The sequence below is a fragment of the Streptomyces sp. NPDC096046 genome, from assembly GCF_040303285.1.
Lineage (GTDB): Bacteria > Actinomycetota > Actinomycetes > Streptomycetales > Streptomycetaceae > Streptomyces.
In genome coordinates, this window is record NZ_JBEOSZ010000034.1 from 23,954 (window position 1) to 42,075 (window position 18,122).

Sequence of the window (18,122 nt, forward strand, 5' to 3'; positions counted from 1 at the left end):
AACGCGTCAGGTGTCTATGGTGATCAAGTGAGCGAGCAGACGCAGGAACCAGGTTCACCCGCGCCCCGGCGCGTGGTCGTGGCGGGTGCGGGCATGGCCGGGGTGCAGACCGCCGTCGCGCTGCGCGAGCGGGGCTTCACCGGCGATGTGATCCTGATCGGCGCCGAGCCGCACCAGCCCTACGACCGGCCGCCGTTGTCCAAGGCCGTCCTGCTCGGCAAGTCCGAGGGCTCCGCCTTCGACGTCGACTTCGACGCCCTCGGCATCGAACTGCGGCTCGGCTGCGAGGTGCTGGGCCTGCGCCCCGCCGACCACGAGCTGGACACCGAGGACGGGCCCGTGCCCTACGACGCCCTGGTCGTCGCGACCGGCGCCGAACCGGTCCGGCTGCCCGGCGCGGAGGGCGTGCCCGGCGTGCATCTGCTGCGCACCCTGGACGACGCCGAGCGGCTGCGGCCGGTGCTGGCCCGCCGGCAGGACATCGTGGTCGTCGGCGGGGGCTGGATCGGCGCGGAGTTCGCCACCGCCGCGCGCGAGGCGGGCTGCGCGGTGACCGTCGTGGAGGCCGCCGAACGGCCGCTCGCCGGGGCGCTGCCCGCCGAAGTCGCCGCCCCGATGGCCGGCTGGTACGCCGACGCGGGAGCCGTACTGCGGACGCACGCGCGCGTGGAGCGCGTCGAGCCGGGTGCCGTGCTCCTCGACGACGGCACCCGGCTGCCCGCGGGCGCGGTCGTCGTCGGCATCGGCGCCCGGCCCGCCACGGCCTGGCTGGCCGGTTCCGGCATCGCGCTCGGCGCCCACGCCGAGGTCCTGGCCGACGAGCATCTGCGCACGTCCGTACCGGACGTGTACGCGGTCGGCGACTGCGCCTCCTTCCCCTCCGGGCGCTACGGCGAGCGCCTGCTGGTCCACCACTGGGACAACGCCCTCCAGGGGCCGCGCACGGTCGCCGTGAACATCGTCGGCCGGGCCACGGGGGAGACACCGGCGGTGTACGACCCGGTGCCCTACTTCTGGTCCGAGCAGTTCGGGCGCTTCGTCCAGTACGCCGGGCACCACGCCGCCGCGGACACGACCCTGTGGCGGGGCGAGCCCTCCGGACCGGCCTGGACGGTGTGCTGGCTGCGCGGTGAGCGGCTGGTCGCGCTGCTGGCGGTCGGCCGGCCGCGGGACCTGGCGCAGGGCCGGCGCCTGATCGAGTCGGGCGCGCGGATGAATCCGGTCCTGCTGGTGGATCCGGCCAGGCCCCTGAAGGCCGCGACGAGGTAGGCGCCGGGGCTCGCGCGCGGGGCCGGGGCGGCGCTGCGGGCCCGGCGCGTCCGCCGGGTGGACGGGGCCGACTTCCGACTGTCAGTGGCAAATGGCAGGCTTGTTTCCGTGACCGAGATTGACGCAAAGATCGATGCTCTCGTCCCCGCCTGGCTCACCCTCCCCGACATCGCCGAACAGTTCGGCGTCGAGGTGACGCGTGTGCGGCAGCTGGTCAAGGACGGCCAGCTCATCGCCGTACGCCGCGGTGAGAACCGCGCGCTGCACGTTCCCGCCGCCTTCATCGACGGGGATAAGGTCGTCAAGGGCCTGTCCGGGACCTTGACGCTCCTGCGGGACGACGGCTTCACGGACGAAGAGATGCTGGAGTGGCTCTTCACCCCGGACCCCAGCCTGCCCGGCACCCCCGCGCAGGCGCTCAGCGAGAATCGCGGCACGGAGGTGAAGCGCCGCGCCCAGGCGCTCGCGGTCTGACCCGGCCGCGACGGACAACCGTCCGGTGCTGTGAACGGGGCCGGAACCGTCCGGTGCCGTGAGCGGGGCCGGGCCTGAACAACCGCCCGACGCGGGGGCCGTGGCCCACGGGTCACGGCCCGGGGCGACTCCCCTCGCGTCCGGGGTGTGCTCGTACCCGGCCGGGCCGGGGCGGGCGTAAGGTGCCCGGGGCGTTCGCCGCGGGCACCGTCGCCGGGCGGGGCGCTCCAGCGCCCCTCCCCGCCGACAGCCGTGCGGACGCACGCCCATGCCGCCGACGCGCGTACGGGCCCCTCCCGCACGCCATCGACACCCTGGGGGACACGCATGACCGGCACCGCCGCCACCGCACGGGCCCAGCTCGCCGACGCCCGCGTCTACCTCTGCACCGACGCACGCAGGCGGCAGGGCGACCTCGGGGAGTTCCTCGACGCCGTGCTGGCCGGCGGGGTGGACATCGTGCAGTTGCGCGACAAGGGCATGGAGGCGGGCGAGGAGCTGGAGCACCTGGCCGTCTTCGCCGACGCCTGCGCCCGGCACGGCAAACTCCTCGCGGTCAACGACCGTGCGGACGTCGCCCACGCCGCGGGCTCCGACGTCCTGCACCTCGGCCAGGGAGACCTCCCGGTCCCCGCGGCCCGGGCGCTCCTCGGCGACGACATCCTGATCGGCCGCTCCACCCACGCCGAGACCGAGGCCGCCGAGGCCGCCGTCCAGCAGGGCGTGGACTACTTCTGCACCGGCCCGTGCTGGCCGACCCCCACCAAGCCCGGCCGCCACGCCCCCGGCCTGGATCTCGTCCGGTACACCGCCGCCCTCGGCACCGACCGCCCCTGGTTCGCCATCGGCGGCATCGACCTCGGCCGTCTCGACCAGGTCCTGGAAGCCGGGGCCCGGCGGGTCGTCGTCGTCCGGGCGATCACCGAGGCCGACGACCCGGGGGCCGCGGCGGCCGAGTTCGCGAAGCGGCTGCGGGGACAGTAGTCGGGACGGTTTGTCCAAGGGATGGACAACAAGTGGACAATCCGGGCAAATGTCGGCCACCGGTTGGGGGACCGACCGCCCCTGGCTAACCTGCCGGTATGGCCCTCGGCACCGCATCCATCAGGTCGGACCACGCGCGCACCGTCCGCGACATGCTCGCGGCCGGCAAGACGACGTACTCCTTCGAGTTCTACGCCCCCAAGACCCCGAAGGGCGAGCGGAACCTGTGGAACGCGCTGCGCCGGGTCGAGGCGGTGGCGCCCGACTTCGTCTCCGTGACCTACGGCGCGGGCGGTTCCACCAGGGCGGGCACGGTCAAGGCGACCGAGGCGATCGCCTCCGACACCACCCTCACCCCGATCGCCCACCTCACCGCGGTCGACCACTCGGTGGCCGACCTGCGCAACATCATCGGCCAGTACGCCGACGCCGGGATCCGCAACATGCTCGCCCTGCGCGGTGACCCGCCCGGCGACCCGATGGGCGACTGGGTCCCGCACCCGCGGGGCCTCGCCTACGCCGCCGAACTCGTGGAGCTGATCAAGGCGTCCGGCGACTTCTGCGTGGGCGTCGCCGCCTTCCCGGCGATGCACCCCCGCTCCGCCGACTGGGACACCGACGTCCGCCACTTCGTCGACAAGTGCCGAGCGGGCGCGGACTACGCCATCACGCAGATGTTCTTCCAGCCGGAGGACTACCTCCGGCTGCGCGACCGCGTCTCGGCCGCCGGCTGCGAGACCCCGATCATTCCCGAGGTCATGCCGATCGCGAGCGTGAAGACGCTGGAGCGGATCGGGTCCCTCACCAACGCCGCGTTCCCCGCCGCCCTGAAAGAGCGGATCCTCACAGCGAAGGACGATCCGGCCGCTGTACGCTCCATCGGGATCGAATTCGCCACGGAGTTCTGCGCGCGGCTGCTCGCCGAGGGTGTGCCCGGCTTGCACTTCATCACGCTCAACAACTCCACCGCGACACTGGAGATCTACGAGAACCTGGGCCTGCACCACTCATCGCAGGCCTAGACCGTTCGCACCGGTATACGACACACTGCGTAGCGGCCACTGGGAGAGGGGCGTACATGGGCTGGGCGGTCCTCTACATCGCGTTCGGCATCGTCGCGCTGTGGCTGCTGGGTGAGGTGCTGCTGCAGTACAAGGCGCGGCTGCGCTGGCGGCTGCTGGCCTTCGCCGGGTTCCTCGGGGTCGTCGTCGGTGTCCTGATCCCGTCGGTCGTCGTCATCGGCCTTGGCGCCGCCGCATTCGCGATCGGGCAGACCTACGTCACCCTGTCGTTCCGCAGCGGCTTCGCGTCCGGCTGGGCGATGAACGCGCCCGCGCTCGGCGGCAGCAAGCGCCGCCGCGGGGAGCGCGGCCGCCGGGAGCCGACCCTGGAGGTCTCCGGACTGGAGGCCGAGGGCGGCTACGACGACGAGGCCGACCCCTACCGCCGCGACCCGGCCGCCTACGGCGAGGACGACGACTACGACCGCGACGACGTCTTCACCCCGGCCCGCCCGGCCCACCAGCCGACGCCCGCCGAGTCCACCGCCGTCTACGAGCCGCAGCCCATGCCCGACGACACCGGCTCCTACGGTGTCTACGACAACGGGTACCAGGCCGGGGGGCAGCAGCCCCACGACCAGTACGCCGCTCAGGCCGCCGACCAGTCCTACGCCTACGACCACTCCGGCTACGGCCAGCAGCAGGGCTACGACGCCACCGGTCAGCAGCAGTACGCCGCCTACTCCGACCCGTACATCGGCTCGTCGAACTACGGCCAGGCCTCGTACGACACTTCGTACGGCGACCAGCAGTACTACGGCCAGCAGGGTTACGCCCAGGACCAGTACGCCGGCACCTACGGCGGCGAGACCCCGCCCGGCGGGGTGTGGGTCCCACAGCAGCGCGACACCGACGAGTACGGGCGGGAGCTGCCGCCCGAGCAGCCGTACCCCTATCAGGGGGGCGGGCAGCAGCCGCAGGGGAACGGGTTCGACGAGCAGTACCGTTTCTGAAGCGCGAACCCGGCAGGCGGCGGCGGGATCACTGCGAGCCGCGGAACTCCGGCCCCTCCACGATCAGTCCCGCCACCAGCGCGCCCGACATGCCCGCGTGCGGCAGCCCGCCGCCCGGGTGTGCCCAGCCGCCCACGGTGAACAGGCCGGGCACCCGTGTGGTGTTGGACGGATGCAGCAGCCGTCCGTCGGCCGCGGCCAGGGCCGGGACGGGGACCGCCCCGCCCTGCGCTCCCGTCGCGTCCTCGATGTCGGCCGGGGTGCGCACCTCGCGCCACAGGAGCCGGTCGCGCAGACCGGGCACGGCGCGTTCGGCGACGGTGAGCATGCGGTCGGCGAGGTCGTCGTGAGGCCGGCCGGGCCGCGCGGGCACCACCGTGGTGAGGGTGACCGCCTCGTGGTCCGCCGGGGCCAGGCGCGGATCGTCGGGCCGTAGCACCGCGACCGTGGGGCTCGGACTCCCGGCCGCCGTGCCGAACAGGGCGTCCAGCTCGGCCTCCCGATCCCGGGTGTGCACCACCGTGCGGTGCGCCGTACCCTCCGGGCGGGCCCCGCGCAGGGCCAGCAGAAGGGTCAGCCGGGCGGCCGCCGCGGGCTGCGGGGGCACCTCGCCCTCGCCCCGTACGGCGGTTCCCACCGATACCGTCAACCGGTCCAGGATGCCGGGCGCGACGCCTGCGACCACGAAGTCCGCTTCCGCCACCGACCCGTCGGCGAGTCGCACCCCCGACGCCCGGCCGTCCTTCTCCAGCACGCCGGTGACGTCGGCACCGAAGTGGAACTCGACCCTCCGGGCCAGGCACCGCTCGAACACCGCCCGCGCCAGCTCGCGCAGGCCACCGCGCACGTACCAGGTGCCGAAGGCGTGCTCCATGTACGGCAGTACGGCCGCGCTCGCCGGGGTGAGCCGGGGATCCAGGCCGTACAGGAGGGCGTGGCTCTCCAGGAGTGCCGCGAGCCGGGGGTCGCGCAGCTCCCAGGCGCCGATCTCGGCGAGTGTGCCGGCCCGCCGGGTGCGCAGCAGCCGCCGGTGGGGGACCGACGGGTAGGGCTCGCGCTCACCCAGCACCTGCCAGTCGCGCCACAGCGGCTCCTCCAGCAGCGGCCGGCGGGTGCGGTCCCAGGCCTCGCGGGCCCGGACGAGGAAGTCGCCCCAGCGCTGCCCGGCACCCGCGCCGAGCCCCTCGTCCAGGGCGGCGACGACGCCCGCGCGCGAGGCGTTCGGCAGCGACACCTCGGTGCCGTCCGCGAACACGTGGCGGGACGACGGGTCGACCTGGACGAGGTCGACGCTGGACTCCAGGGGCTCCTTGCCGGTCTTGACGAACAGGTCGCGGTAGACGGCCGGCAGCGGGAGCAGGGCGGGGCCCGTGTCGAAGGAGAACCCGTCACGCTCGAAGCGGCGCAGGGCTCCGCCGTAGGTGTCCGTCCGTTCGTACACCGCCACCCGGTGGCCCGCGACGGCCAGCCGGGCAGCGGCCGTCAGCGCGCCCATCCCGGCGCCGATCACCGCAATCCGTGCCATGCCAGGGACTTTATCGGCCCCCTCCGGCAGCCTCCGCCGACAGCCCCCGCGACGGACCTCTCGACCGCCTCCGAGTACGGGCGCGGAGGTGATCGTGACCAGTCGGCCGCGCGGCGTTGTGGGGCCGCGTGCGCAGGACTGAGTATCCGTACCTATCCGGGGAGTTGAGTACGGGCGCGGATGGGGGACGACCTGCGCGGACGAGAGAGTGGAGACACGGAGAGGGGCTCGGCTCCGGCACCGGCGACACGGGGCGCCGGAGCGGGAGCCGGCCCACGATCCGCTCCTTCCGCCGGCGGTGCCGGCGGGAGCGAGGCACGGGGGAGTACCGGGGGACGACCGAACGGGGGTTGTGCGGGGGGACGCACGGGGGAGCACGGAAGGCGCCGGTTCGGTATGGCCCGCGGGGGACGCGGCCACACCGAACCGGCGCCTTCATGTCCGCGCGATCAGCGGCAGCCGCTCACCCGTCCCTGGAGCAGCCGGGACAGGGCCGCGTGGACGTCGTCCAGGGAGCGCTCCGCCTGGAAGGACTTCCAGTCGAGGGCCGCCACCAGGACCATGCCGACCAACGCCGCCGCCGTCAGCGGAACGTCGATCTCCGCGCTGAACTCGCCGCCCGCCACGCCGTCGCGCAGGACGTCCTCCACCACCGCGACGGCCTGCTGCCGGACCACCATCAGCGTGGACTGCCAGGTCCGGTTGGTGCGCCACAGCTCGGCCACGTACAGCTGGGTGAAGGCCGGGTAGCGGTCGATGAAGACCAGCCCCGCGCGGATCATCGCGTCGAGGGCGTCGACCTTGGTGCCGCCCTCCCGCTCGGTCCGCTCGGCCGCTTCCCGCAGGGAGGCGGTCAGCAGACCCACTCCGTGCCGCAGCAGTTCCTCGAAGAGGACGGACTTGCTCGCGAAGTTGTAATAGACCGTGCCCTTCGCGACCCCGGCACGCTCGGCGATCTCGTCCACGGTCGTGGCGGAGAACCCCTGCTCGGCTATGAGCGTCACGGCCGCTTCGTAGAGCTTCTGCCGGGTGGCCTCGCGGCGCGTGCTGCCGCCCGACGCGGCACTGCTGCTTTCCATGGCCCTGATTGTCACAGGAACCTTTCCCGGGGATGTCACCGAAGGGCTCACAGGGTCAGCTCCGGGTGCAGCCGGTCCAGCGTCCACACCTGGCGCCGGCGGGCCGCCACGGCGGTCAGGGCGAGGGCGCCGGCGGTGAACGCCGTCAGCACCACGCACGCGTGCCACACCGGTTCGAGTCCACCGCCCGTGATGAGCCGCCTGAGCGCCTCGACGACGTAGCTCATCGGGAGGAACGGGTGGAGCGCGTTGAAGAACCCGGGGCTGGTCTGCACGGGGTAGGTGCCGCCCGCCGAGGTCAGCTGGAGCATCAGCAGCGCGAGGACGAGGATTCGGCCCGCCGCCCCGAAGCGCGCGTTCAGCCACTGCACGATCGCCGCGAAGCACGCCGTCACCAGGAACAGGAAACCCACCGTCCCGGCCGCTCGCGCCATCTCCAGGCCGACCGCCCAGTGCAGCACCGACATCAGCGCCACCGTCTGCAGCACCCCGATCGCCAGCACCGGCAACCAGCCCGCCAGCGCGATCCGCCACGCCGGGGCGCCGGCCGCGAGCGCCCGCCGGTTCATGGGCGCGATCAGCATGTACGCCACCATCGCGCCGACCCACAGGGACAGCGGGATGAAGTACGGGGCGAACCCGGTGCCGTAGTTGGGTGCCTTGTGCAGGTCGTGGGAGGCGAGCCGCACGGGGTCGGCCATGACCTCGGTGCGCCGGTCACGGTCCCGCTCGTCGTAGTCGGGGATCTGCTCCGCCCCGTCGTGCAGGCCGCCGGCGAGCTTCCCGGATCCGCCGACGAGCTTGAAGATGCCGCCGTTGAGGTCGTCCGCGCCCGTCTTCAGCGTGCCGACGCCCTTGTCCAGGTCGACGGCGCCGGTCTTGGCCGCGCCGAGGCCCCTGTGCAGCTTCTTCGCGCCGGCGGCGACCTTCGCCGCCCCGTCGTTCAGCTTGTTGATCTTCTTGACGGCGTCGGCGAGGTCCTCGGACAGGTGCGGTGCGCGGTTCGCGAGGGCCTGGGACTGCTTCTGGAGGGTGGCGAGGTTCTTGTCGAGCTCATCCAGATCGCCGTCCTGGGCCGCGATCAGCGTGTTGAGGTCGTCCGCGATGGTGGTCACGTCGGCGGCGGCGTCCCTGGCCTTCTTCAGGTCGGTGCAGGCCGCGTCGGGCAGGACGGGATCGTCGCAGCGCCGGGTGTGGACGTCGTTCAGCGTGCCGGAGGCCGCGCGGGCGCCCTTGGCGGCGGTCGGGGCCGTCCTCACCAGGGTGTCCAGGTGCTTGCGGATCACCTCGGAGGAGTCGGCCACCAGCTGGGCGGTGTCCCCGATGGTCTTCTCGTTGCCCTTGAGGAACGGGCCGACCTTGCCGGCGGTGCCGTTGACCCGGTCGGCGAGCGTCTGTGTGCCCTCCGCGACCCGCTTCGAGCCGTCCTCCAGGTCGCCCGTTCCGCTGTGGAGCTTCTTCAGGACCGTGGAGAGCTTGCCGCTGCCGTCCTTGGCGTCCTTCAGGCCGTCGGCGAGGTCCTTGGAGCCCTTCTCGGCCTTGCCGATGCCGCCCTTGAGCCGGTCGGCCCCCTCCGCCGCCTTCACGGTCCTGCCGTGGATGTCGGAGAACGACACGAAGATCTTGTCCAGGAAGGACCGGGACGTCTTCGTGGACGCCGCCTGCCGCACCTCGCCGAAGACCGTCCGGGAGATCTGCCCGACGATGTAGTTGTTCGCGTCGTTCGTGCGGACCTGGAGGGCGCCGGTCTCCGGGGTGTCCCCCGAGCTGGAGGCGATCCGCTCGCTGAAGTCGGCGGGCATGGTGAGCGACAGGTAGTAGCTGCCGTCCTCGACGCCCCTGCGGGCCTCGGCGGCGCTCACCTCCCGCCAGTCGAAGGTCTTGCTGTCGCGCAGGCCCTTCGTGATGTCGTCGCCCGCCGTGATCTTCTTCCCGTCGGCGGTCGCCCCCTTGTCGTCGTTCACGAGCGCCACGGGAATCCGGTCCAGACGGCCGTACGGGTCCCAGAACGACCACAGGTACAGCGCGCCGTACAGCAGCGGCAGCACCAGCAGCGCCACCAGCGCTGCCCGCGGCAGTTTCCCCCGCCCGAATCGGCGCAGCTCAAGCGCGGCCAGTCTCGGCGAGCGCATCGGCCTTCCCCTCTCCCTGGTCGGCCTCGTCGCCCTCGGCGACCGGCTCCTCGTGGCTCTGCGCGGTGGAGACCGCGACGGCACCCTCGGGGGCCTCGGCGCACACCGCCACGACCGTCGTCCCGGCGTCGGCCAGAGACCCGAGCAGCGCCCAGACCTCCGCCCGCTCCCCGTCCGAGAGCTTGAGATCGGTGTCGTCGATGCCCAGCAGCCGCGGCTCGGCGATCAGGGCGAGCGCGACCGACAGCCGCAGCGCCTCCAGACGCTCCAGGTCCCGCACGGCCGTGCGCGGCCCCTTGGGCAGGGCCGCAAGGTCGAGCCCGGCGGTTTCGAGCGCCGCGTCGACGCGCTGCCCGGCCTCGGCCGCCCGCTCGGCGCGCGGACGCAGCAGTCCGCGCAGTGACGCGCCGAACCGCTGCTGGAGCAGTGCCCGTTCCCGCAGGTGCTCCCCGACGGTCAGCGCCGGGTCGAGGTCGGTGACCCCGGGGACGTGCGCCAGCGCGCTGACGCCCCGTACCGCCGCCATCTGCTTCGGCAGTCTCGCGTCACCGACGGCGGCCGTGCCCTCCGCGACCTTCATCCGCCCCGTCAGCGCGAGCAGCAGGCACGTGCGGCCCGACCCGGACGGGCCCTCGACCGCGACGAGCGAACCCGGCCCCGCGTCGAGGGAGATGCCGCGGACCGCCCACCCCCGTGGCCCCTTGATCCCGAGGCCGTCGGCGGCGATCCGCACCCCTCCCGGCAGTTCACCCACGAGTCCCCCCTTTTGAACTGACTGGTCAGTGCAAAAACTACTCCGAACCTACGATCGAGGCAAAACAGCAGGTCAGAACGGATTGTCAGTGCCATACCTCACGATGGGTCACATACGGCACTTCGTGACCGGACGTGCCGTCACACAGACGACAGGAGGTTCGTCATGGCCAGCTACCACGCAGCAGCCGCCCGTCGGCGCCGCGCCACCGGCCCTGCCCCCTCACTGACCGGACCGGCGAGCGACGTGCACCCCGTGCTGCGCCGGGCCACGGCCCCGCCCGCCGCCCTCGACCTTCTTGCCCAGGCGCGCGCGAGCCTCGACGAGGCCACCGCCCTGGAAACACCGAACGAGCGCTACGCGACGGCCCACCTCGCCGCCCTGCGCACCGCGGCCGCGGTGCTCGCCGCCCGGGGGCGGCCGGAGACCTCGCCCCGGGCACGGGCCAAGATCCGGAGCGCCTGGGAAGTGCTCCCCGAGATCGCGCCCGAACTGACCGACTGGAGCGCCCTGTTCGCCTCCGGCGCCCGGCGCCGTGCCCGGGCCGAGGCGGGCATCCAGGGCGCGGCCACCGGCCGGGACGCCGACGACCTGATACGGGACGTGTCGATGTTCCTGCGCCTCGTCGAGCGGATGCTCGTCCTCCAGCCGGTCCTCCCCCAGCCCCGCCCGGACCAGGACCAGCCTGACCCCGGCACGGGGAGGGACATGCCGGACGCGGGCTGACCGGGCAGGGGAGGAACGGGCCTGGGTCCATTCGGGTTCCGGCGGTGCCGGGTTCCGGGCTTGTCGGATCCCGGCGGTGCCAGGTTCCGGCCCATCGGATACCGGCGGTGCCGTACCTCGGGCCCAGCCGGATTGGGGCGGTGCCGTGCTCGGGCCCGACCTGTACCGCTGGCCCAGGCGGATCCGACATCCGCGGTGTGGGCCCCAACCGGGGTGTGGGTCCCGGCAGGTCCGACATCCATGGTGTGGGTCCCGGCAGGTCCGACCAGGGCCGGGCCACCAGACCCGTGTTCGTCCCGGCACCGGGTCATCCGGACGCCGAGGCCGAGGCAATAGGGTGGGGGACGCCTGAAGTCTTCCCTCCCCATGACACGGGGCCGGGGAGGACGCCCCGTTCCCGCCGCCGTGCAAGAGGCGGTGCCGCGCCGAGGAGTCAACTGCCGTGTCGGACCCGATGCGCCCCCGCGCCTCACTCCGTACCGCCGTAGTCTGGGAGGTCCTCCAGGACGCCCTGGACCGCCGGGTCAAGGCCACGGGTCGGGAGTCGCTCGACGTCCTCGACACGGGAGGCGGCAGCGGCAACTTCGCGGTGCCCGTCGCCCGCCTCGGCCACCGGGTCACCGTCGTCGACCCCAGCCCCAACGCGCTGTTCGCCTTGGAGCGCCGCGCCGCCGAGGCCGGCGTCGCCGACCGGGTCAAGGGTGTCCAGGGCGACGCCCACGGCCTCTTCGACGTGGCCGAGCGCGGCGGCTACGACGCGGTGCTGTGCCACGGCGTGCTGGAGTACGTGGACGACCCGGCCGAGGGCGTCCGCAACGCGGTGGCGGCCCTGCGCCCGGAGGGTGTGCTCAGCCTGCTCGCCGCCGGTCTCGGCGGCGCCGTACTGGCCCGGGCCCTGGCCGGGCACTTCAAGGAGGCCCGGCAGGCGCTCGACGACCCGAACGGACGATGGGGTACGGGTGACCCCGTTCCGCGCCGGTTCACCGCCGAGCAGCTCACCGGCCTGGTCGAGGGCGTGGGCCTGCGCGTCGGGGCCGTGCACGGTGTGCGGGTCTTCGCCGACCTCGTGCCCGGTGTCCTGGTGGACACCGAGCCCGGCGCCCTGGAAGCGCTGCTGAAGCTGGAGGAGGCCGCGGCCGAGCTCCCCGCCTTCCACTCGGTGGCCACACAGCTGCACGTGTTGGGTGAGACCACCGGTGTTACCGAGAGCGGTGGGGCGATCGAGGCCGATGGGGCGGTCGAGGCCTGAGCCACTTCGTGAGGCACCGCCGCTGATCAGCGGCTTGGCTGCGCATGGAGTACGCCACAGGCCCCCCGAATGGGGGCGGCGCGCCGTATGATCGAGGGAGACCGTTCCGGCATGACGGGTCGGCCGCCGGGGAAAGGAAGCCTCAGCGAGCCGGGACGCCCATGGCGGGTTCCGGTTGGTCAATTGGCGCAGAGGGGCGGGTTTCACGGGGGCGATTCCCTGCCTATCCTGAAGAGACCCCCCCCGGTCGCCCCGGCGACTGCACGATGAGGAGGACTCCGTGCCGCTCTCGGAGCACGAGCAGCGCATGCTCGAGCAGATGGAGCGAGCGCTGTACGCCGAAGATCCCAAGTTCGCGACAGCGCTTGAGGGAAGCGGGCTGCGCACGTACACCCGGCGACGGGTCTACCAGGCGGTCGCGGGCTTCCTCGTAGGTATCGCGCTCCTCATGGCCGGAATGGTCGCCAAGCAGGTCTGGCTCAGTGTCGTGGGCTTCCTCGTCATGCTGGGCTGTGCGGTGCTGGCCGTGACCGGCTGGCGCAAGGCCCCCAAGCCGGGCGAACAGGCGGCCGGTGCCGGTGCCGCCGGACCTCACGCCCGTCGGCAGGGTCGGCAGCGCCGCTCCATGATGGACCGCATCGAGCAGCGCTGGCAGAAGCGCCGCGACGAGCAGGGCGGCCATTAGCGCCCTCCGCGCAGCCTCTCCAGGCCTACGTGAATACGTACGTCAGGGGGTGACCACCGGCTTGGTGGTCACCCCCTGACGCATGCGTGTGCCTCACACGTGCAGTGCACCGCACGTGTGAGGTGTGCGCGGAGCGCCACCGCACCGCCGGCCGCCTCCGGACACGGCAGGGCCGACCGGCGCACCTGCACGGCCGATGCACCCGCACGGGCCGGCCCGAGCGGCACCGGCCGGCCAGAGCCGCTCCGCCCGGCCAGAGCCGCTCCGCCCTCCTCAGCCCTGCTGTCCCGACGCCTTTCGCCACGTCGGCCGCAGCGCCACGGCGCGTTCCCGGACCCTCGTCCACCAGGCCGACGCCGCCCACACCACACGAACGGTGGAGCGGGGGGCCAGCAGCGCGCGGACCCGGGCCGGACGCCCGGCGGCCGTGCCGAGACCCGCCGTCACTCGGTGGACGTCGTCCGTGAGGCCCGCCGTCGGACGGGGGTGGGGTGCGTACAGGACCTGCTCCACCGCGTTCGCCACCCGGTGCACCGAGGCCGCGGCCGTCGCGTCGAGGTCGCCCAGCCGGACGATCCGGTCGGCCGCCTTGCGCGGTGTCCGGGACTCGTCCGGCGTGATGCCGAAGTCCCACGCCGTGTCGGTCAGCTCCTGCCAGGCGGCCAGCGTGTGCAGCGCCGCGTCCGCCTCACCGCGGCCGTGCGCCCCCAGCCGTGCCCTGCGCGTCCGCAGCCGCCACAGCATGGGCGCCGAGGGGAGTGCCAGGACGGCGAGACCGGCGAGGATCCAGAGCGCGAAGGCGTACCACTTCGGGCCGTCGTCGTCCGTGGGCAGCGCCGCCTGCGGCGACTGGCTCGCGCAGCCGCCGTCCAGCTTCTTCTGCTCCGGCGTGCAGGTCTCGCTCGCCGAGGGCGCCGCGGACGGCGCGGCGGACGCCGACCGGGAGGGACGCACCTCGTCCGGCACCGAACTGTCCGGGCTGTCCGGCACGGTGTACGCGGGGATCGAGCCGCGGGTCGGCGTGGGCTCGAAACGGGTCCAGCCCACGCCCTCGAAGTACAGCTCGGGCCAGGCGTGCGCGTCCCGCAGCCCCACCGACACCGAACCGTCCGACTGCGGGGAACCGGGCGCGAAGCCCACCGCGACCCGGGCCGGTATGCCCAGGGAGCGGGCCATCGCCGCCATCGCGAAGGAGAAGTGCACGCAGAAGCCCTGCTTGTCCTTCAGGAAGCGGGCGATCGCCTGCGAGCCGCTGCCGACCTGCACCTGCGTGTCGTACTCGAAGCCGCCCGTCACGGCGAACCAGTCCTGCAACTTGACCGCCTGGCCGTACGGGTCGGCGGCCCCCGCGGTGACCTGGCGGGCGGTGCGGCCGACCACCGACGGCAGCGAGTCGGGCAACTCGGTGAAGTCACGCTCGATGTCCGCGGGCGGCGGTCCCGCCGAGGCCAGCTGCTCCGCCGTCGGCTGCACGTCCAGGCTCCTGACCTGGTACGTCAGGCCCCGCGTGTTCTGCCCGTGGTCGCCGACCAGCGTCATGCCCACCGGCTCGTACCGCCAGTTGCCGCTGATGCGCACGTCTCTCGGCGGGTAGGGCATGGGCAGCCAGTCCTGGGCGTACCAGTCCGCCGCGCTGATCGTGGTGTCGACCTCGGTGCGCTTGACGTCCGGGCTGAGGCCGACCGGATCCGGGAAGGCGCCGTCGGGCACGGCGGTGATGGACCGCCGGGACGGCTTCCAGGTGGTGCCGTCGAAGTCGTCCAGGGACACGATCCGCAGATACAGGTCCGACACGTCCGCCGTCTTGGCCCGCACGGACAGCACCTGCTGGTCCTCGTCCACGTTCAGGCTGTCCCGCAGCGACACCAGCGGGTTCACGGCGGAGATCGTGCCCCCGCCGCCGGGACCGGCGCCCGCGCCCGCCCCCACGGAGTCCAGCAGGCCGCCGTTCATCGCGGGCAGGCCCAGCGGGACCACCAGCGCGATGCCCAGCGCGACCACACCGATGCGCCGACCGGCGCGGACCGGGGCGACGGCGCCGCCCGGTTCCCCGCCGGACGCGCGCGGAGCGCCGCCGAAGACCCGGCCCCACTGGGAGAGCCGGTCCTGGCCCTCGGCCAGCAGCAGCATCAGATAGCCGACCGCCGCCACCAGGAACCACAGCCAGTCCGTGCCCCCGTCGGACAGTCCCGCGGCCACGGAATACAGCGCGAGCAGGGGCAGCCCGGCCGGGGCGGCGCTGCGGAAGGTCACCGCGAGGGCGTCCACCAGCAGGCCGATGATCAGGACCCCGCCGATGAGCATCAGCCGGATGCCGTCGGACCCCAGGGGGGCCGGTATCGCGTACCGCGCGATGTCGTGCCCGCCCTGATCGAACAGGAGTACGAAGCGGTCCACGGCCTGCGGTCCCGGGATCACCCCGGCCAGGGCCTGGCCCCGGGCGAAGACGAAGGTCAGCAGCATCACGGTGACCACGGCCTGCGCCGCCACCGTCAGCGGCCGGGGCAGCGGCACCCTGCGGCCGAGGGCGCCCACGCCCGACTGCAGGGCCAGCAGGAAGGCCGTCTGCACGATCCACGTGGCCGGTCTGACCAGAGGCAGCAGGGCACACGCGGCCATCAGCGTGGCCGCCCACGCCCCCAGCGTCAGTCGTACCCGCCCGCTCATCACGGTCCCTCCCCGCCGCTCGCGGCGGCCAGGCCACTGCGCTCCCGGTCCGCCCGGCGCCACAACTCGTCCACCGAGGCGCCCTGCGGTACGCGCAGAGCCGTCCACCCCGCCTCGCGCAGCATGCGCAGCCGGTCGCCGCTCCCGTCCAACGGGCCGGGCACGTCGCCCGGTTCCCGCAGCCAGGTGTCGCTGTCCAGCAGGAAGGCGACCGCGCCCGGGCTGCGCTGCCGCATCCGGCCCAGTACGGCCGCCTGCTCCTCGTCCAGGTCGCCGAGGAAGGCCACGAGGAGCCCTTCGTTCCCGCCGCGCAGCACGTCGTAGGCCCGGGACAGGCCCGCGCCGTCCGAGTGGTCGATCACCGCGAGGGTGTCCATCATCTGGCCGGCCGCGTCGGCCGACTCCTGGCTCGCGCCAGCGAAACCGTCCCCGCCCTCGCCGGGCACCGCGTCGCCGGTGTCCGTCAGCAGCCGTACCGAGTAGCCGCGTTCGAGCATGTGCACCAGCAGGGACGCGGCGCCCGACACGGCCCACTCGAAGGCGGAGTCCGGACCCGCGCCCCGGTAGGCGATGGCGCGAGTGTCCAGCAGCACCGTGCAGCGGGCGCGCTGGGGCTGCTCCTCGCGGCGCACCATCAGCTCGCCGTAGCGGGCGGTGGAGCGCCAGTGCACGCGGCGCAGATCGTCGCCGTAGCGGTAGCCGCGCGGGATCATGTCGTCCTCGCCGGCCAGCGCGAGCGAACGCTGCCGTCCGTCGCCGTACCCCTTCGCCTCGCCACTGAGGCGTACCGGCGCCAGCGGCTCCACCCGCGGGATGACCGTGAGCGTGTCGTGCGCCGAGAAGGAGCGGGTCAGCTCGCACATGCCGAACGGGTCGGTCAGGCGCAGCTGGAGCGGGCCCAGCGGGTAACGGCCCCGCAGGTCGGAGCGGACCCGGTAGGAGACCTCGCGCCGGCCCCCCGCCTCCACCCGGTCGAGCACGAAACGCGGCCGGGGGCCGAGTACGTACGGCACCCGGTCCTGGAGCATCAGCAGGCCTGTGGGCAGCCGCGAGACGTTGTCCATCCGCAGGTGGACCCTGGCCTCGCTGCCGGCGGGCACACGCGCGGGGGAGAGCCGGCGGCTGCCCGCGACCCGGTAGCGCGTGCGGTACAGCACCGCCGCACACACCAGCGGCAGCACTGCCAGCAGCAGCCCCACGCGCAGCAGGTCGCTCTGCCCGAGCACGTACGAACAGACGGCGGCCGCGACGCCGGCGGCCAGAAAGGAGCGTCCGCGGGTGGTCAGACCGGCCAGAGCGGTGCGGATGCCGCCCTTCTCGCCCCGATCGGCTTCCGCGTGCCCCGTCCCCGCGGTGGTCATCACAGCCTCCGCGGCGGCTGCTGGGGATACGCCGGCGCCGGACGGCCGAGGCCGCCGAAGCCGCTCTGCTGCGGCGGCGCCGCCGGTACGGGCGTGCGCTGCAGGATCTCCTCGACGACCTGCTCGGCGGTGCGCCGGTTGAGCTGGGCCTGGGCGGTGGGCAGCAGGCGGTGGGCCAGGACGGCGACGGCCAGGCCCTGCACGTCGTCCGGCAGCGCGTACTCCCGGCCGCTGAGGGCGGCGGACGCCTTCGCCGCGCGCAGCAGGTGCAGCGTGGCGCGCGGGGAGGCGCCCAGTCTCAGGTCGGGGTGCGTGCGCGTGGCACCGACCAGGTCGACCGCGTAGCGCCGGATCGGCTCGGCGACATGGACGCCGCGCACCGCCTCGACCAGCTTGAGGATCTCGTGCGCGTGGGCCACCGGCTGGAGGTCCTCCATCGGCGAGACGCCGCCGTGGACGTCCAGCATCTGCAGCTCGGCCTCGGCGCTCGGGTAACCGACCGAGACCCGGGCCATGAAGCGGTCGCGCTGGGCCTCCGGCAGCGGGTAGGTGCCCTCCATCTCGACCGGGTTCTGCGTCGCCACCACCATGAAGGGGCTGGGCAGCTCGTAGGTCTTGCCGTCGATGGTGACCTGGCGCTCCTCCATGGACTCCAGGAGCGCGGACTGCGTCTTGGGCGAGGCGCGGTTGATCTCGTCGCCGATCACCACCTGCGCGAAGATCGCACCCGGCTTGAACTCGAAGTCGCGGCGCTGCTGGTCCCAGATGGACACACCGGTGATGTCCGACGGCAGCAGGTCCGGCGTGAACTGGATGCGCCGCACCGAACAGTCGATGGACCGCGCCAGCGCCTTGGCCAGCATCGTCTTGCCGACCCCCGGGACGTCCTCGATCAGCAGATGTCCCTCGGCCAGCAGCACGGTCAGCGAGAGCCGTACGACCTCGGGCTTGCCCTCGATCACGCCTTCCACCGACTCCCGCACGCGCTCCACCACGGCGGTCAGATCAGTGAGGCTCGCTCGATCGTCATAGGTCGTCACCCGGCCCTCCTCGGCCTTTCCCGTGCTCCCGGGGAGCACGGGATACCCCATTTTCCCGGGCCGACGCCGCATGACGCGGCCCGCCCACCCCAACCACGGACGCCCCGCGGGAATGGTTCCGCGCGACGTCACCCCCGCATTCTTGCTGCCGTTACCGATTCGT

15 protein-coding genes are annotated in these 18,122 nt (G+C 73.4%); 8 read left to right on the forward strand and 7 right to left on the reverse strand.

Features of this window, described 5'->3' with window-relative positions; translation table 11 throughout:
• Positions 1–27: 27 nt before the first annotated feature.
• The 5 genes from ABTX62_RS25820 (at position 28) to ABTX62_RS25840 (ending at position 4,741) form a co-directional block, all read left to right on the forward strand.
• The gene (locus ABTX62_RS25820; protein WP_352118441.1) at positions 28–1,269 is read left to right on the forward strand and encodes an NAD(P)/FAD-dependent oxidoreductase; all 1,242 of its coding nucleotides are present in this window, start codon (positions 28–30) and stop codon (positions 1,267–1,269) included.
• Between the two features lie 108 nt (positions 1,270–1,377).
• Positions 1,378–1,743 carry an Rv2175c family DNA-binding protein gene (locus tag ABTX62_RS25825; protein WP_031131943.1) on the forward strand — a complete coding sequence of 122 codons (366 nt, stop codon included), beginning with the start codon at positions 1,378–1,380 and terminating at the stop codon, positions 1,741–1,743.
• A gap of 327 nt (positions 1,744–2,070) precedes the next feature.
• Positions 2,071–2,727: a thiamine phosphate synthase gene (thiE, locus tag ABTX62_RS25830; RefSeq protein ID WP_352118442.1), complete on the forward strand. Its 657-nt coding sequence runs from the start codon at positions 2,071–2,073 to the stop codon at positions 2,725–2,727.
• A 98-nt stretch (positions 2,728–2,825) separates the two neighbouring features.
• The gene (gene metF / locus ABTX62_RS25835) at positions 2,826–3,749 is read left to right on the forward strand and encodes a methylenetetrahydrofolate reductase [NAD(P)H] (protein ID WP_352118443.1); all 924 of its coding nucleotides are present in this window, start codon (positions 2,826–2,828) and stop codon (positions 3,747–3,749) included.
• 56 nt (positions 3,750–3,805) lie between these two features.
• The gene (locus ABTX62_RS25840; protein WP_352118444.1) at positions 3,806–4,741 is read left to right on the forward strand and encodes an SCO2102 family sporulation regulator; all 936 of its coding nucleotides are present in this window, start codon (positions 3,806–3,808) and stop codon (positions 4,739–4,741) included.
• 28 nt (positions 4,742–4,769) lie between these two features.
• Here the strand turns inward: ABTX62_RS25840 and ABTX62_RS25845 are convergent, their stop codons facing one another.
• The 4 genes from ABTX62_RS25845 to ABTX62_RS25860 all read right to left on the reverse strand — a co-directional run bounded on the left by ABTX62_RS25845 (position 4,770) and on the right by ABTX62_RS25860 (position 10,231).
• The gene (locus ABTX62_RS25845) at positions 4,770–6,266 is read right to left on the reverse strand and encodes a phytoene desaturase family protein (RefSeq protein ID WP_352118445.1); all 1,497 of its coding nucleotides are present in this window, start codon (positions 6,264–6,266) and stop codon (positions 4,770–4,772) included.
• 449 nt (positions 6,267–6,715) lie between these two features.
• Positions 6,716–7,345, reverse strand: coding sequence for a TetR/AcrR family transcriptional regulator (locus ABTX62_RS25850; RefSeq protein ID WP_352118446.1), 630 nt, complete (start codon positions 7,343–7,345; stop codon positions 6,716–6,718).
• Positions 7,346–7,392: 47 nt separating this feature from the next.
• The gene (locus ABTX62_RS25855) at positions 7,393–9,477 is read right to left on the reverse strand and encodes a YhgE/Pip family protein (protein WP_352118447.1); all 2,085 of its coding nucleotides are present in this window, start codon (positions 9,475–9,477) and stop codon (positions 7,393–7,395) included.
• On the reverse strand, positions 9,449–10,231 hold the full coding sequence (locus ABTX62_RS25860) for an ATP-binding cassette domain-containing protein (RefSeq protein WP_352118448.1): 783 nt from the start codon (positions 10,229–10,231) through the stop codon (positions 9,449–9,451). The genes ABTX62_RS25855 and ABTX62_RS25860 overlap by 29 nt, the downstream gene beginning before the upstream one ends.
• Positions 10,232–10,396: 165 nt before the next feature.
• On the opposite strand from ABTX62_RS25860, the gene ABTX62_RS25865 reads away from it, so the two are divergent.
• From ABTX62_RS25865 to ABTX62_RS25875, 3 genes are all read left to right on the forward strand, one after another.
• Positions 10,397–10,957, forward strand: a complete 561-nt coding sequence (locus ABTX62_RS25865; protein ID WP_283969655.1) for an SAV_6107 family HEPN domain-containing protein — start codon at positions 10,397–10,399, stop codon at positions 10,955–10,957.
• Positions 10,958–11,399: 442 nt separating this feature from the next.
• On the forward strand, positions 11,400–12,206 hold the full coding sequence (locus ABTX62_RS25870; RefSeq protein WP_352118449.1) for a methyltransferase: 807 nt from the start codon (positions 11,400–11,402) through the stop codon (positions 12,204–12,206).
• Positions 12,207–12,486: 280 nt separating this feature from the next.
• Positions 12,487–12,891 carry an SCO2097 family morphological protein gene (locus tag ABTX62_RS25875; RefSeq protein WP_352118450.1) on the forward strand — a complete coding sequence of 135 codons (405 nt, stop codon included), beginning with the start codon at positions 12,487–12,489 and terminating at the stop codon, positions 12,889–12,891.
• 273 nt (positions 12,892–13,164) lie between these two features.
• On the opposite strand, the gene ABTX62_RS25880 is transcribed toward ABTX62_RS25875, so the two are convergent.
• The 3 genes from ABTX62_RS25880 to ABTX62_RS25890 are packed head-to-tail and all read right to left on the reverse strand — an operon-like array spanning position 13,165 to position 17,959.
• Entirely contained in the window at positions 13,165–15,558 is a 2,394-nt protein-coding gene (locus tag ABTX62_RS25880) for a transglutaminase TgpA family protein (protein ID WP_352118451.1), read from the reverse strand.
• Positions 15,558–16,919 (reverse strand): DUF58 domain-containing protein, encoded by a 1,362-nt coding sequence (locus ABTX62_RS25885; protein WP_352118452.1) that lies wholly within the window; start codon positions 16,917–16,919, stop codon positions 15,558–15,560. The genes ABTX62_RS25880 and ABTX62_RS25885 overlap by 1 nt, the downstream gene beginning before the upstream one ends.
• A complete protein-coding gene (locus ABTX62_RS25890; RefSeq protein ID WP_352118453.1) occupies positions 16,919–17,959 on the reverse strand; it encodes an AAA family ATPase in 1,041 nt (346 codons plus the stop codon). Before ABTX62_RS25890 ends, ABTX62_RS25885 begins: the two co-directional genes overlap by 1 nt.
• Between the last annotated feature and the right edge of the window lie 163 nt (positions 17,960–18,122).

Excerpts from the sequence above, each read along its gene's own strand:
- thiE (WP_352118442.1), top strand. The coding sequence starts at position 2,071 with ATGACCGGCACCGCCGCCACCGCACGGGCCCAGCTCGCCGACGCCCGC.
- ABTX62_RS25850 (WP_352118446.1), bottom strand. The coding sequence starts at position 7,345 with ATGGAAAGCAGCAGTGCCGCGTCGGGCGGCAGCACGCGCCGCGAGGCC.
- ABTX62_RS25840 (WP_352118444.1), top strand. The coding sequence starts at position 3,806 with ATGGGCTGGGCGGTCCTCTACATCGCGTTCGGCATCGTCGCGCTGTGG.
- ABTX62_RS25885 (WP_352118452.1), bottom strand. The coding sequence starts at position 16,919 with ATGACCACCGCGGGGACGGGGCACGCGGAAGCCGATCGGGGCGAGAAG.
- ABTX62_RS25845 (WP_352118445.1), bottom strand. The coding sequence starts at position 6,266 with ATGGCACGGATTGCGGTGATCGGCGCCGGGATGGGCGCGCTGACGGCC.
- ABTX62_RS25880 (WP_352118451.1), bottom strand. The coding sequence starts at position 15,558 with ATGAGCGGGCGGGTACGACTGACGCTGGGGGCGTGGGCGGCCACGCTG.
- ABTX62_RS25865 (WP_283969655.1), top strand. The coding sequence starts at position 10,397 with ATGGCCAGCTACCACGCAGCAGCCGCCCGTCGGCGCCGCGCCACCGGC.
- ABTX62_RS25855 (WP_352118447.1), bottom strand. The coding sequence starts at position 9,477 with ATGCGCTCGCCGAGACTGGCCGCGCTTGAGCTGCGCCGATTCGGGCGG.
- metF (WP_352118443.1), top strand. The coding sequence starts at position 2,826 with ATGGCCCTCGGCACCGCATCCATCAGGTCGGACCACGCGCGCACCGTC.